This is a genomic window from Streptomyces sp. 2A115, assembly GCF_052245575.1.
GTDB lineage: Bacteria > Actinomycetota > Actinomycetes > Streptomycetales > Streptomycetaceae > Streptomyces.
In genome coordinates this window covers 47,124-61,473 of the sequence record NZ_JBQQCG010000031.1, presented here as the reverse complement: position 1 = coordinate 61,473, position 14,350 = coordinate 47,124, and the positions used below count along the sequence as shown (strand labels likewise).

The 14,350-nt window shown below is 71.4% G+C and carries 10 protein-coding genes; 5 read left to right on the top strand and 5 right to left on the bottom strand.

Annotated elements, in window-relative coordinates:
- Positions 1–130 precede the first annotated feature (130 nt).
- Positions 131–1,639 carry an AlkA N-terminal domain-containing protein gene (locus ACTWQR_RS25925; RefSeq protein ID WP_443229567.1) on the top strand — a complete coding sequence of 503 codons (1,509 nt, stop codon included), beginning with the start codon at positions 131–133 and terminating at the stop codon, positions 1,637–1,639.
- Positions 1,636–2,148: a methylated-DNA--[protein]-cysteine S-methyltransferase gene (locus tag ACTWQR_RS25920; RefSeq protein ID WP_443229566.1), complete on the top strand. Its 513-nt coding sequence runs from the start codon at positions 1,636–1,638 to the stop codon at positions 2,146–2,148. The genes ACTWQR_RS25925 and ACTWQR_RS25920 overlap by 4 nt, the downstream gene beginning before the upstream one ends.
- Here the strand turns inward: ACTWQR_RS25920 and ACTWQR_RS25915 are convergent.
- Together ACTWQR_RS25915 and ACTWQR_RS25910 are read right to left on the bottom strand one after the other, a co-directional pair.
- Positions 2,063–4,717 carry a hypothetical protein gene (locus ACTWQR_RS25915; protein WP_443229565.1) on the bottom strand — a complete coding sequence of 885 codons (2,655 nt, stop codon included), beginning with the start codon at positions 4,715–4,717 and terminating at the stop codon, positions 2,063–2,065. The genes ACTWQR_RS25920 and ACTWQR_RS25915 overlap by 86 nt on opposite strands.
- Before the next feature lie 94 nt (positions 4,718–4,811).
- Positions 4,812–5,180 carry a PPOX class F420-dependent oxidoreductase gene (locus ACTWQR_RS25910; RefSeq protein ID WP_443229564.1) on the bottom strand — a complete coding sequence of 123 codons (369 nt, stop codon included), beginning with the start codon at positions 5,178–5,180 and terminating at the stop codon, positions 4,812–4,814.
- Between the two features lie 261 nt (positions 5,181–5,441).
- On the opposite strand from ACTWQR_RS25910, the gene ACTWQR_RS25905 reads away from it, so the two are divergent.
- Positions 5,442–6,683, top strand: coding sequence for an SGNH/GDSL hydrolase family protein (locus ACTWQR_RS25905; RefSeq protein ID WP_443229563.1), 1,242 nt, complete (start codon positions 5,442–5,444; stop codon positions 6,681–6,683).
- Position 6,684: 1 nt separating this feature from the next.
- Here the strand turns inward: ACTWQR_RS25905 and ACTWQR_RS25900 are convergent, their stop codons facing one another.
- Complete coding sequence (locus ACTWQR_RS25900; protein WP_443229562.1) at positions 6,685–9,051, bottom strand: glycosyl hydrolase family 95 catalytic domain-containing protein; 2,367 nt, start codon at positions 9,049–9,051, stop codon at positions 6,685–6,687.
- 226 nt (positions 9,052–9,277) lie between these two features.
- Positions 9,278–9,760, bottom strand: a complete 483-nt coding sequence (locus tag ACTWQR_RS25895; RefSeq protein ID WP_443229561.1) for a DUF456 domain-containing protein — start codon at positions 9,758–9,760, stop codon at positions 9,278–9,280.
- Positions 9,761–10,198: 438 nt separating this feature from the next.
- Here ACTWQR_RS25895 and ACTWQR_RS25890 point away from each other — a divergent pair, with 438 nt between their 5' ends.
- Entirely contained in the window at positions 10,199–12,319 is a 2,121-nt protein-coding gene (locus tag ACTWQR_RS25890) for a protein phosphatase 2C domain-containing protein (protein WP_443229560.1), read from the top strand.
- Between the two features lie 308 nt (positions 12,320–12,627).
- Positions 12,628–13,068: an ATP-binding protein gene (locus ACTWQR_RS25885; RefSeq protein ID WP_443229559.1), complete on the top strand. Its 441-nt coding sequence runs from the start codon at positions 12,628–12,630 to the stop codon at positions 13,066–13,068.
- 50 nt (positions 13,069–13,118) lie between these two features.
- Here ACTWQR_RS25885 and ACTWQR_RS25880 read toward each other — a convergent pair whose 3' ends face one another.
- Positions 13,119–14,150, bottom strand: coding sequence for a DUF2637 domain-containing protein (locus tag ACTWQR_RS25880; RefSeq protein WP_443229558.1), 1,032 nt, complete (start codon positions 14,148–14,150; stop codon positions 13,119–13,121).
- Positions 14,151–14,350: the final 200 nt, after the last annotated feature.

The window sequence follows — 14,350 nt, the reverse complement described above, 5'->3', positions numbered from 1 at the left end:
CACGCGGCGGAGCCGCACAGTGTCCACGCCCCGCGCCCCTGAAAGGGGGCGCAGCCCTCCCCGCACGCACCTCAGGGGGGCGAGGGCTGCGCGACAAGCCCCCGCTGGTCCCCACAGGGCAGGCAACGTCATGTCCGAATTCCGCCAGCCCAGTGGTCGGCGTCGCCGCACACTGGGAGGTGTGATTGACGAAGAGACCAGGTACGAAGCCGTGCGGAGTCGGGACGCCCGGTTCGACGGGGAGTTCTTCTTCGCCGTGGAGACGACGGGGATCTACTGTCGGCCGAGTTGTCCGGCGGTGACACCGAAGCGGGAGAACGTGCGGTACTACGCGACGGCGGCGGCCGCGCAGGGTTCCGGGTACCGGGCGTGCCGGCGGTGCCGTCCCGACGCGGTGCCGGGGTCCGCCGAGTGGAACGTGCGCGCGGACGTCGTGGGGCGGGCGATGCGCATGATCGGTGACGGGGTCGTGGACCGTGAGGGTGTCGCCGGGCTGGCCGTGCGGCTCGGGTACAGCGCCCGGCAGGTGCAGCGGCAGCTCACCGAGGAGGTGGGCGCTGGGCCGGTGGCCCTGGCGCGGGCCCAGCGGGCGCACACCGCGCGGGTGCTGTTGCAGACCACGGAGCTACCGATCACGGAGATCGCGTTCGCTGCCGGGTTCGCGAGCGTGCGGCAGTTCAACGACACGATCCGGGCGGTGTACGCGTCGACGCCGAGTGAGCTGCGTGCCGCCACGCCCCGTCGGGGTGCCGCGTCGCGTCGTACCGCCACTCCCTCGGCGGGGATCCCGCTGCGCCTCGCCCACCGGGGCCCGTACCAGACCGCCGCTGTTTTCGATCTGCTGGCCGCCGAGGCTCTCCCGGGCATCGAGGAGGTGGCCGGTGCCCCGGGTTCCCGGACGTATCGGCGTACCCTCCGCCTCCCCTACGGCACCGGCATCGTGGCTGTGGAGGAGCGGCGCGGTGCGGGTGCCTCCGGCCAGTCGTCCCGGGTGACCGCCACCCATGCCGGGGGCTGGCTCGACGCCCGGCTGCATCTCACGGATCTTCGTGATCTCACCACCGCCGTGCAGCGGCTGCGGCGGCTCTTCGATCTCGATGCCGACCCGTATGCCGTCGATGAGCGGTTGGGTGCCGATGCGCGGCTCGCTCCGCTGGTGGCCGCCCGGCCCGGGCTGCGTTCGCCGGGGACCGCGGACCCGGAGGAGCTGGCTGTGCGCGCGCTCGTCGGGCGGGGCGAGGCCGAGCGGCTCGTGCGCGCGTACGGGAAGGTGCTGGACGCGGCCTGCGGGACGCTCACGCATGTCCTTCCCGAGCCGGCCGCGCTGGCGGGGGCACCAGGGGTCGGGGGCGGTCTCGGCGCGTTGGCCGCCGCCCTCGCCGACGGCGAGCTGCGCCTCGACGCGGGTGCCGACCGTGATGACGCGCGGGAGGCGCTGCTCTCCCTGCCGGGCGTGGACCCGCGGGTCGTGGCTGTGATCCGTACCCGTGCCCTTGGTGACCCCGACGTGGCCCCGCCCGGTGTGTCCGTTCCCGATGCGTGGCGGCCCTGGCGTTCCTATGCCCTGCGGCACCTGGAGGCTGCCGCGGCTTCACAAGTCCCCTTGCGCCCAGTCGAGTTGGAAGTTGAACAACCGTGACCAAGGAAAGTACGTACTACGCGTCCGTCGACAGTCCTGTTGGGCAACTCCTTCTGACCGGCGACGAGTTCGGGGCTCTGACCTCCCTCTCCGTGCCCGGCCAGAGAGGCGGTCGTACCGTCCAGCCCGGCTGGTGGCACGCGCCGGACCGCTTTCGGGATGCCGAGCGGCAGATCGACGCATACTTCGCGGGTGAACTGAAGGAATTCGAGCTGGAGTTGAGGGCTGCCGGTACCGGGTTCCGGGAAAAGGTCTGGGCCGCGCTCGACTCCGTGCCCTACGGCGCGACCACCACGTACGGCGAGGTCGCCGCGAGGATCGGTGCGCCACGTGCCGCGGTACGGGCCATTGGGGGCGCGATCGGTGCCAACCCGCTGCTGATCGTCCGTCCGTGCCATCGGGTGATCGGCGCGGACGGCTCCCTCACTGGCTATGCGGGCGGGTTGGAGCGGAAGCGGCAGCTTCTGACTCTGGAAGGGCGGAGGGAGGCGGAGGCGGAGGGGTGGTGATGGGGGAGTCGATGGCGTCCGACAGTTCCCGGACCACGATGTCGTACGCGGGGTCGGCGTAGTACGAGCTGTGGCCGAGGAGGGGTGAGGCCGGGTGGCCGTCGCGGGCGTTGACGTTGTGCGGGTCCCGCAGTTGGTACTCGGGGCCCAACTTGCGCAGCCAGACCCCGTCCGTGGTGGACGACTCGGGCCGCGGGGAGGAGATCGGTACGCCGTCGATCCGCCGCCATGCCGTGTCGGTGCGTACGGGATCCACCGGGCCCGGGACCGGATGAGCCAGGACCGGACCGCCGATGGAGTCGCTCCAGCGGTGCAGGTTCCGCCAGCGGTGGGAGAGATCGGCGTACAGGCCGGTGAGGGTCTCCTGGCCGACGTACGCCGGGAAGAGTCGCGCGTACGCCCACATCAGCTGCGAACCGTGGGTGACCAGGGCGAGCCGCTCACGGGCGCGAGGGGCGACGGTGAGTGCCGCGGCCACGCAGATCAGGCTGCCCTGGCTGTGGCCCGACAGGACGACCTTTCCGCCGTCCCCGGTCTTGTCCTCGACGCGCTGGGCGAGCGCGAGGACCGCCCGGCCGCCGTACGGGGGCGGGACGATCGGGTGGGTCAGGCGGGGCCAGAAGGCCAGCAGATCCCACAGGATGCCCACGCTGCGGCGCCAGCTGGGGTTGCGGAAGGCGCGTACGCCGAGAAATGCCAGGCCGAGGGCGATGCCCGTGAGCAACCAAGTGCCTAGCACGTCGGCGCAGAAGGAGAAGAAGGTCGCGCGGCCACCGGTGCCGTACACGTTCTCGCTGATCCAGTCCGGGCCCGGGTCCCTGCCGGGGAGGACCGCGGCGGTGGCGAGGACACCCTGTATCACCGAGGCGACCGCGCCGACGATGCCCAGGCCTGCCAGCCAGACGGGCAGCCGGTACTTGAGCCGGGACCGCCGCCAGGCCGCGCCGACAGCCTTGACCGTGCGCTCGGGTACTTCCTCGGGGGCGTAGTCGGCGGTGATTCGGGAGTGGAGATCCATGCCGCCGGGCAGTCGGGGCCAGAGGTAGCGGCAGCCCAGGAAGACGACGGCCAGCAGCGCCAGCGGGACCACCAGCAGGCCCCAGAGAAGGGCTGTCACGTGGAACAGCTCCGGGAGTTCCAGCGGCTGCTCGGTGTCCGTGACCTGGTCCGGGTGACCGAGTAGCCGGGCCGTCTGGAGGGCGAGTCCGGAGGTGAAGCCGGTGGCCAGGAGCACCGCGAAGCCTGTCAGGATCGTGCATGCCATGCCGGACCACATGCGTCGGTACGGGTTGACGGCGGCGGGGATGGTCGGGGCGGTCGGGGTGGTTGAGGCCGCTGGGATGGTCGGGGTGACTGAGGCCGGTGGGATGGTCGGGTTGATCGGTGTGGGTGGGACGTTCGGGGTGGGGAACCGGCGGGACAGGACGAGGTTGGACACGGCGAGGACGAGCAGGAGCAGTGCGGCTGCCGCGTAGTGGGCCTGGAACGCCCAGTCGAAGCCCGTCAGGCGTGCCGAGCGCATGTCGTCCGGCCGCTGTACGGAACGGCTGCCGAAGCCGGCCGCGATCACCGCGGCGGCGGCGAAGACCGTCCAGGCGGCCCTGTTCAGCCATCGGTAGGCGGTGGGGACCGCGCTCGGGTCGATGGCTGCCTCCACGTCCTTCGCCCCCACCGCCTGGCCTGCCGCCGTGACCACGAAACACCAGACGGCGATCGCCGCGGCCGCCCAGAACAGTGCCCACAGCGCGGTGCGGGACCAGCCGTCGGCCGGGTCCAGGCCGGACGCCTCGTGCGTCGACAGGTGGGAGACGAGCATCGTGACGACAGCCAGCGCGGTGGCGAGATGCAGTACGCGCAGCAACGAGGTACGGGGTGACGGGGACCAGAACTCCCGTTGGCTCAGGGCTCCTACGGGGTCGGAGTCGAGCTTGGCCTGGGCCGTGGGGCCGGGTGGGGGCGTGGCTGAGGCTTCGGCCTCCGGCCCGGTCCTGGCCCTGACCGGTACGGCGCCGCGGGCAGGGTGGAGGTAGACCTTCGTGCTGAAGGAGCCGAGCAGCCACACCACGGCCGCGGCCACCGCCGTGCCGAACGCCAGCCGCCAGGACCAGCCGATCTCGTGACTGCCGACGAGGGGTACCTGCCGCACGCATTCCGGGCTGCCACCGCACTGCCAGGCGACCAGGTCGATCGAGACGAAGGCGATGGCGGTGACCAGGAGCACTGTCATCACCAGGCCGAGCAGCCGCAGGGAGACGTCGGCGACCTCCCGGGCCCGTACCCGCGTGCCCCTGCTCTCCGCCCCCGACTTCATCGGCAGCGTGTACCGGGCGAGGTTGATCACCCCGAACGGAGCCATCAGGAGCCACAGCGCCTTGGAAATGGAACCGGAGGTCATCGTCCCCCAGTGGAATGCCTCGCACCGCGTCCCCGACGCCGGCGGCACGGGCGAGTGGCGGAAGAACCGCGCCGTGTCGTCGCCGTCGACCTGCCGGATGCTCTCGATCTCCAGAAGGCTCTGCGGGTGTGTGCCGCTGACGCCGTGGACGCGGATCTCCACCGTCTCTGCCATGCCGACAGCATTTCCCCGCCCAGGGACGAGGTCCATCGCGCAGAAGGGTGAGCTTTGGCTGAGGTTCGGTCTACGAGGAGAGCGCCGTCGCGGGCTACTCCTCCAGACCCCAGCTGTGGATCCGCCGCGGGTGGACGCGGATCAGCTCCTCGCTGAAGTGGGGGCCCAACTCGTGGGGGCCGGTCAGGAGTTCGGCTTCGCCACGGATGTCCACGCCGCGCACCTTCCAGGGATGCAAGCTGACGATGTCGTCGATGACGAGGGCGACCTTGGGGTTCTTCTGCAGGTTGCGCCACTTCTTGGTGGACCCCATGGCGTAACCGCCGATCAGGATCGTCCCGTCGTCCTGCGGAAAGAAACCGACGGGGTTCGCCTGCGGTTGCCCGTGCTGGTCGACGGTGGCCAGTCGGCCCAGGCGCTGGGACTTTAGGTACGCCCGTTCGGCTTCACTGAATTCGGTCATGTCAGCAGCCAAACACGGGAATCCCGCAACCCGCATCGGATCCTTGCCCTAGACCCGGAGACCTACGCCGCCGCGTGAGGTTCCGTCGGTGGAAGGCAGGCACGCATGGGCGAGGTCGGACGAACAGATGTCGGGCGGGTTGAGAGCAGATGGGCTGAGGGCAGATGGGCTGAGGACGGACGGGCTGAGGGCAGATGGGCTGAGGACGGACGGGCTGAGGGCAGTCGGACAGAGGGCAAACGGGCAGAGGCCGTACGGAGGTTGGTCGCACTGGCCGGAGCGCTGACGCTCACGGTGGCGGGCGCGACGGTCGCCCACGCGGCAGGCCCTGAGCCCGTTCCGCGAGCCGCTACAGCGGCCGCCGCCCACTGGACCGGCACCTGGGAAGCCGCCGCCTCCGGCACCGCCGCCGCTCTCCCCGGCACCTCGATCCGCAACGTCGTCCACACGAGCGTCGGCGGTACGGAGGTCCGCGTACGCATCTCCAACCGCCTCGGCACCCGGCCGCTCGCCCTCGGCGGAGCCACCCTGGCCCGGCAGGTACCGAACGCTTCCACCAGCCCGAACGCGCTCCCGGGCACGATGCGTACGCTCACCTTCGGCGGCCGGAAGAAGGTCACGGTGCCGGCGGGCAAGGACGTGGTCACCGATCCCGTCACGCTCCACGTCCCCGCCGCCGCCAACCTCCTCGTCACCCTCTACACGCCGGTCGAGTCGGGCCCGGCGACCTACCACCGCTCAGCCCTGCAGACCAACTTCCTCGCGCGGAAAGGGAATCGGACCGCCGACGTGACCGGCGCCTCCTACACCGCCACGACCTCCTCCTGGTACTACGTGACCGGCGTCGACGTACGCGGCCCACACGCCGCCGGCAGTGTCGTCGCGCTCGGCGACTCCCTCACCGACGGCTCCGCTTCGACGCCGAGCGCCAACCGTCGCTGGCCCGACCGGCTCGCCGAACGCCTCCGCGCGCTGCCGCCGAACGGCCGACGAGGCGTCCTGAACGCGGGAGTCGCCGGGAACCGTCTGCTGCTCCAAGGCCGCGGGCCCAGTGCCCTGGCCCGGTTCGACGCCGACGTCCTCTCCCGCACCGGAGTGCGCACGCTGATCGTGATGGAGGGCATCAACGACATCAAGAACGCGCCGAACCAGACCGACCCGGCCGCCCTCGGCACCGCGTACCGCGAGATCGTGCGGCGAGCCCATGCCCGCGGAATCCGCGTCGTCGGCGTCACGCTCACCCCGTTCGGCGGCCACGGCGCCTACACGGAGGAACGAGAGCGCGTACGCCGTGCGGTCAACCAACTCATCCGCTACGGCGGCTTGTTCGACGCGGTCGCGGACTTCGACGCCGTCGTCCGCGACCCGTCCCGGCCGCACCGCATGCTGGCCGCCTACGACCCCGGCGACCACCTCCACTTCAACGACGCGGGCATGCGGGCCATGGCCGACAGCATCGATCTCGCAGGTCTCCTCGGCATCCCCAAAGATCTCGCCGGGTGACTCACGCCGTGGGCAGCCCCCATCGAGGAGCCGCCTCGTTCGCTTCCACGGGCGCGATCCGCAGGTCCGGCCGGTCGCCCTTGGCGGTGATCAGCGCCGACTCGCCCTTCTTCAGGGCGACTTGGATCGCTCCGTCGTCGGCGGCCTCGTACCGCAGCGGTCGCCCGCGCCCGTCCCGCACCTCGATCGCTCCCTCGATCCCATGCCGTACGACACAGGGGGCGCCCGCCTCACTGACCAGCCGCACCCAACGGGTCACCCCGTCCTTCCGCACGGCACTGAGCAGAAACGCCCCCTGCGTACGGAAGTCGTGCACGGTCAGATCCGCCCAGGCGGCGGGCAGCGCGGGGAAGAGGCGGATGATGCCGCCCCAGGACTGGCAGATCATGTCGTGGAGTGACTGGGCGGCCGAGAGCGGGGTTTCGATGACCGGGCCGGACTCCTTGTACATCGTGTTGGGCTGGATGAAGCGGGTCATCAACTGGCCCAGGTACGTGAGCGCGTCCTCGCCCTTGCCGAGCAGCGCCGACATCGAGGCCGCGCCCGTGAACGTATAGCCCTGGAGGGCACCCTCGAAGCCGACCCAGTGGGCCAACGACTTCTCTATCAGGGCTATTTCGTCGGGAGTGCGGCCCGTCAGCTCGTACAGCGGGTATACGGCCAGCAGGTGCGAGTAGTGGCGGTGGGACTTCGCGAAGGGGATGTCCGCGCCGATCATGAAGCCGTTCGCGTCCGTCGGGTACGCGACCCGCCGGTCCAGGACCTCGCGCCAGCGCGGCGCCAACTCGTCCTCGACGCCCAGGAGTTCTGCGGAGTCCAGGAGGGTACGGCAGCCCCAGGTCAGCAGCATCAGGTCGTAGTTGCAGTCGCGGCTGTTGCCGCCGTACTCGGGTGAGAACGTCGCCGGGAGGTGCAACTTGCCGTCCGTGCCCGGCTCCAGGAAGCGCAGGTAGTAGTTGATCGCCTTGCGGAGGAGGGGGAAGAGGACATCGCGGAGGATCGACTCGTCCATGGTGTGGCGGTAGCTGAGCCAGACGTTGTGCAGGGCCCAGGTGAGGTTGCCGACCTCGGGAGTCGGCGGGTCCTGGCCGGGGATGCCCACGCCGTAGCCCTGGGCGTTGCTCGTCGCGCCGCCGTTGACCAGGTACGCGTCGGTGGTGCGCGGGATGCCGAGCGAGTCGGCGCGGTACGCGGTGGCCATCTCGGCCGTGAGGTTGTCGCGGAACTCGCTCAACGCCCTTGTCACCGCGTCGAGTTCGAGGTGGTTGGAGCCGTGGATCAGCCAGTACTCCAACTGCACGTTCAGGTTCCACCAGGTCGCCGGCCAGGGCGTGGACTCCAGCCAGGGGCCGCTCGTGGCCATCACGGGAGCGTCGCGGCGGGCCGCCGACGCCGTCTTGTAGAGCTGGATCCAGTAGAAGCGCTGGATACGCGCGTCGGGCAGGGACAGGAAGCTCTTGCGGTAGAAGGCGTGCCACCAGGCGCGGTGCGGGGCGGCGAGGAGGTCGTACGGCAGACGTGCCGCGTCCCGGACGGCCCCGAGCGCCCGCCCCAGCGCCGTGGTCTTCGGATACGAGTGCGCGACATGGACGTACAGCGTTCGCGCGGACCCCCGTGCCCGCTCCCGCCACGCCGTGACGTGCTGCCCGCCGGCCAGCAGCGGTTGTACGGCGGCGGAGATACCGTCGTGTTCCCCGGTCTCGGCGGGCGGGTTGCCGGCGTACCCCTCCGGCAGCGGTCGGAACGCGGCGCGCGGGCTGATGGCCTCCGCCGGGTGGAACACCCACCGGAAGTCGCGCTCGCCCTCGCTCGGCGTCACCTCGACGGCCAGCACGGAGCGAGAGGTATGCACGAGCGCGCGGATCGTGAGCGTGCCCCGGTCCGTAGTGAGCGTGCCGGTCAGCTCGGCGTCGCGCAGCCCGAGCCGCCAGTCGATGCCGGTGATCGCGCCTGTCGGCTCCAGCGTGAAGTAGCCGATCGGCAGCCGGGCGAGTCCGAAGAGCGAGCCGAACTGCGGGCGGTGGTCCTGCACCTCGGAGTGCTGGATGTTGAAGCGGATGGCCTTGACGGTGTCCGGGTCGGTGCCTTCGGCGCTCGGCTCGGCATAGATCCCGGAGCCGAGGAAGCCGTTGCCCAGATACGGGCCCTCGTACCAGGTCTTCGGCATCCGCTGCCAGACGAGGTCGGCGTCGTCGAGGACGGTGCGCCAGGGGTCGGAGGACGGTGCGGAGGGTGCGTTTTCCGGGTCGGCCGCGTTCGCCTGCGTCGGCAGACCGCCGGCCAGAAGCGTCCCGCCGACGGCGGATCCGGTGGCGAGCACGGTACGTCTGGACGGGCGGCGGGACGGATGGCTGGACGGGCTGGGCATCGCGCCTCCTGGCGGCTCATGCGGTTACGTGCACACGGAGATACATCGGAGCTATCCCGGGACGCAACGTAGAGAAGGTGCGCGTGGTCGTCAATAAGAAGGGAGAGATCCGATGTGTTGCGGGAGTCCAGGGCTCAGCCCCAGGTCGTACCGAGGCCCAGCCCTCAGGTTGTCCGGGGCTCAGCCCCAGGTCGTACCGGGGCTCAGCCCTCAGGTCGTCCGGGGCTCAGCCCCAGAGCACAGCGAACAGCCACGCACCCATGATCAGCAGACACGCGAACAGTTCCACCAGGACGCTGGTCCCGCCCATCCGCATCATCGAGCGGACGGACGCCACGGCCTCCCGGCGCCCGCCGAGCCGCAGCCGTTCGGAGAGGTAGGCGCCGCCGAGGAAACCGGGTATCGCGCCGATCACCGGCAGCAGGAAGAAGCCGAGTAGAGCCCCGACTCCCGCGTGTACCGCCATCCGGGTGGTCGCGATGCTCGTATGCAGCCGACGAGGCGGCAGGTGCCAGCGGATCACCTGGGCGAGGAAGAGGACGGCGGTGGCGCCCACGAGCACGGCCCAGGAGACCCCCTGGGGGTCCTCGAACGCCCACCACAGGACCGCGGCCCACACGAGCCACGCCCCTGGTACGCCGGGTACCAGCACTCCGCCCAGGCCGAGCAGTATCACCACGCCGACCAGCAGGAGTTCCCACGCTCCCATGTGCCCAGGGTGCCGGAGCGCGGGCGGAATCGCAGGTCAGTCCCGTCGTTCCAGGCCACCGGACCGACCGCCGCCTCCGCCGCTTCCGCGTCCGCCTCCGCCTCCGCTTCCGATCCGGACTCGGATTCGGACCCCGCGTGACGTGGGCGGCGGTCGGCGAGCAGGATGGTAGGTGGGCCGCGGCCGTGAAGCACAGCTCGGGCTCAGGGAAGCAGTCCACACTCGAGGCCGAACGGACCGAGTCCGACTCGGTCGTCCAGACCGTGGCCCGGGCCTACGGCATGCGTCAGGCCCTGGTCACACCGGCGCCGCCGGGCGGTTCTCCCGTGGGGGGTGGGACCGTCCGGCGGTTTCGTATCACCGTCCGGCACCAACCCCGCGGCCGGTTTTTCCGGATGCACCGTTTTCATCCTGCCCGCGCAGTGGACAATTAGGGGCATGAGCCAGCAGGGGGAGACGCCCAACGGTCATGAGGACGACTGGTGGGGGCAGCTGTACGACGACTCCGCAGGGGACACCGGGCCGGCGCCCGCGGCCGACTCCGTCGACGACCGCTTCGCCTCGGCGGCGGACACGGTGGGGGTGCCCGGCGACGAGACCCCGCCCCCGCCTCCTTCGGCCCCGCCCCCGCCTGCGCGGGAACCGAGCCTCCCGTCCGCCGCGGGGCCCGGCATTCCGCCTCCCCGCACGGGGGCACCGGCCGAGCGTCGACACCCGCTCGGGGGTGGGGCGGAGCCAGCGGGATCCGGCACCGACGTGGCCGATGGGTTCGCGGCCGGCACGTACGGCTCCGGCGGGGGTGAACTCCGGGACGGTGGGGCGAGTGGGGCGAGTGGGTCGAAAGCCGACGCGTTGCGGCGCAGCGGGCTTCAGCGGCAGCGGGCCCCCTGGGAGGCTCCGCCCGCCGAACCTCCCGGGCCGAACTCCTTTCCGCCCGGACCCAAGTCACCTGGATTCCACGGAGCGGGGCCTCGTCGCGGTGCGCCCCCGGAGGTGCCCGGGGCGGCGATGCCCGCGTCACCTGGGCCCGCCGAGGGCCCTTCGCCGTCGGCGTACGCCGACGCGGGGCCACCGCACGCAGCTCTTTCCGATACGGGTCCGCCTTCCGGCGCCGCCACCCCCGAGCGCCCTCAGCCGCCGAACGGCCCGGCCGGGGGTCCGCCCGTGGACGGCCCTTCGACGGACCGCCCGCCCATAGACGGCTCGCCGACGGACCGCCCGCCCGCAGACGGCCGGTCCCCAGGCCGAGACGGCCCGTTCGTCGGGCCGACGGATCCCCTCGTCGGCAACCGCGCCGCGGGACGAGCCGATGTCCCCTACGGCAGCCCGTCCCCGGGGCGCACCGGCGCTCCCGCGGAGGCCCCGTCCGACGGGTGGACCGATGACCGGGCCAACAGCCTCCAGGCCGGACGGTCCGATGCCCAGGCCGGCCGTCGTCCATCCGCCCCGTACAACACATCGGCGAACACCTCCGCCGACCTTTCTTCCGATGGCCCACCCGCCACTCCGGTGGACGCTCCCGACGCTCCCTCGGACGTCTCCTCGGCCGAACCCCCGGTAGAAGCCCCGGTAGAAGCCCCTCACGTCCCCGCCTCCCTCGACTACGTGGGCTCCGGCCCGCCCACCTACGAAGCCGAACCCACCGCCCTGCCGCCGGCCGACCCGAACGACCTCGACGACCTCGTGGCCGACACCGTGATGGACGGGGCGTCGTACGGGACGTGTACGTTGCGGGCCGTGTCCGTGCGGGGGGACTCGGCGCGGTACCGGGGGGAGCCGCGCAGGGACTCCCTGCTGACCGCCCGCTTCGGCGTGGGCGACGGCGCGCTGGTGCTCGTCGCCATGGCGACCGGAGCGCGCGCGACGCCCGGCGCGCACCGGGCCGCCGCCGAGGCGTGCCAGTGGATCGGGCAGGCCGTGGGCCGCAGTCACGCTCGGCTGGCCGAGGACATCAGGGCCGCCCGGCGCGGGGACCTGAAGTCGGGCCTGCACCGGCTCACCGACCGGAGCATCGGCAAGCTGCGGGCCAGCGCGGCCGAGCAGGGCGTCGAACCCGAGGAGTACACCGCCGACCTGCGCTGCCTGCTGCTCCCCGCCGACCCCGAGTGCCGTACGCGGGTCTTCTTCGGGGTCGGAGCCGGTGGCCTCTTCCGGCTGCGTGAGGGGGAGTGGCAGGACATCGAGCCGCGCGTCGCCGACACCACCGGCGAGCCCGTCGTCGGGTTCGGATCACTGCCCCACGAAACCCCGGACGGCGACCGGCTCACCATGGACCTGGGAATCACCACACCCCCGAGCCCGTACGAACCCGCCCCCGAGCCACCACCCCGGGCCCCCTTCCGCTTCCGCGCTTCCGTCGCCCGGCCGGGCGACACCCTCCTCCTGTGCACCAGCGGCCTCGCCGAACCCCTCCGCGGCGAACCCCGCCTGGCCGAGCACCTCACCTCCCGCTGGTCCGGCGGCGATCCGCCCGGCCTCGCCGAGTTCCTCGCGGACACCCTGGTCCGCGTGAAGGGATACGCCGACGACCGGACGGCTGCGGCCGTATGGGAGGTGTAACCGCGCCGCTGGGAGTTCATGGGGCGACGTGAAGGGATCCCAGGAAACCTGAGGGGCGCGTTGACTCATGGCCGAGCAGAACCAGCGGCATCGACAGCCAGGGGCATCGACAGCGAGTAGGGATTCCACTCCGGTCGGCCGGCAGGTGGTTGATGATTCGACATGACTGTCACGTTCAGGGCGGGGCATGCATTCCGTGAACGTGTTCGAGCAGGAGGGGATCCGACATCGGCGTGCGGGCGGGGGTCATGAAGAGGCAGGCGCGAGGAGGCGGTCCCGTCGTATCCGGGGCCTTCTCGGTGAAGACGGTGAAGACGACCAAGACGGCGGAGGAAGCGGCGGACAGCGTGCCGGACCAGCATGGCTCTCCGCAGCTCAGGCGGAGGCTCGCGCGGTCCGACCTACGGGCGGTGCCCGAGGTCCGCAAGGCGCTGCGGGACCTGCTCACCCACTGGGGAAGGCCCGGCAGATCCGAGATAGCGGAACTACTGACCAGCGAACTCGTCACCAACGCGCTCATCCACACCGACCGGGACGCGATGCTGACGGCCACCGTCGGCCCGCGCGGACTCCGGGTGGAGGTGCGGGACTTCGTGGGACGCAGGCCGAGGCTGCGGGTACCGAACGCCGACGACGGTACGCACGGCAGAGGCCTGGTCCTGGTGCAGTCCCTCGCGGACGCCTGGGGCGTACGGGCGCACGGCGTGGGCAAGGTGGTGTGGTTCGAACTGGATGGGGGCGCGGCATAGACTGCCGCGCCCCCATCCGGAGTTGAGGCCACCAGGGGCCTGGATCCCGCTCAGCCGAACTGCTGCTCCAGGTCCTTCAGCTTCCGCTCAAGGGAGTCGAGCCGCGGCAGGGCCATTGTGTCGTCCTCCGCGGTGAGATCGACCGTCGACGACTCACTGCCGCGGCGGACGGGCTGCAGCGAGGGCCGGGCGCGTACGGGAAGTTCCGGCGTCGATATGGCGGGCTCCGCGGTGACCTGAGCGGCCGTCGGGGCCGGCTGGAGTTCCGCTTGACGGCCGCCGCGTCCGGGGATTCCGCGGTGGCCGCGCGTGATCGCCTTGATGCGGGCACGGTCCAGCTTCTCCTGGTCGCGCCGACGCTGCCGGTTCTGCTCCTTCTCCCGCTTGTCCTCGCGCACTTCCTCGACGGCCTCGTCCAGGCTGCGCACGTTCTCCAGGAGCATCAGCGACCAGGCGCCGTAGGTCTCACGAGGGGCACGCAGCCACCGTACGATCCGGATCTGCGGCAGCGGACGGGGCACCAGGCCCTGCTCGCGCAGTGCGGCGCGGCGGGTCTGCTTCAGTGCGCGGTCGAACAGAACAGCGGCCGACAGGGACATGCCGGCGAAGAAGTGCGGGGCGCCCGCGTGCCCGAGGCCTCGGGGGGCGTGCACCCAGTTGAACCAGGCGGCGGCGGCCGCGAACGTCCACACGAGTATCCGGGAGCCGAGGGCCGCGTCACCGTGGCTGGCCTCACGCACCGCGAGCACGGAACAGAACATGGCCGCGCCGTCCAGGCCGAACGGCACCAGGTACTGCCAGCCACCGGAGAGATTCAGGTTCTGCTCGCCGAAGCCGACCAGGCCATGGAAGGAGAGTGCGGCGGCGACCGCGGCGCAGCAGAAAAGCAGCACGTAGGAGGCGGTGCCGTAGACGGCCTCCTTGCGCCTGCGCCGCTCTTCCGTGCGCTCCCACGAATCGTCGGCGCGGGTTTTCTCCCCGGCGCGCTTGCCGCGCGCGAGCACCGCAACCGCCGCCAGCAAGCCCAGGAGCAGTACGGCGCCCGGAAGCAGCCAGTTCAGCGATATGTCGGTCAGTCTCATCTGGGGTCCCTTGCATTGGGATAGGGCGTAACGCCCGCCATAGTGGCCCAATCCTGTGCGTCCTCAGGGGGTTTCGGGGCAAGAGGCCGCCAAGGAAGTGCAAGGGGGCGCGCGAGGACGGCATTCTGCTCGAACTGCCGCTTGAGGAGCGGGAGTTGAGTTCGAGTTAGATTACCCGTACGGGTGGTTCCACGGAAAGT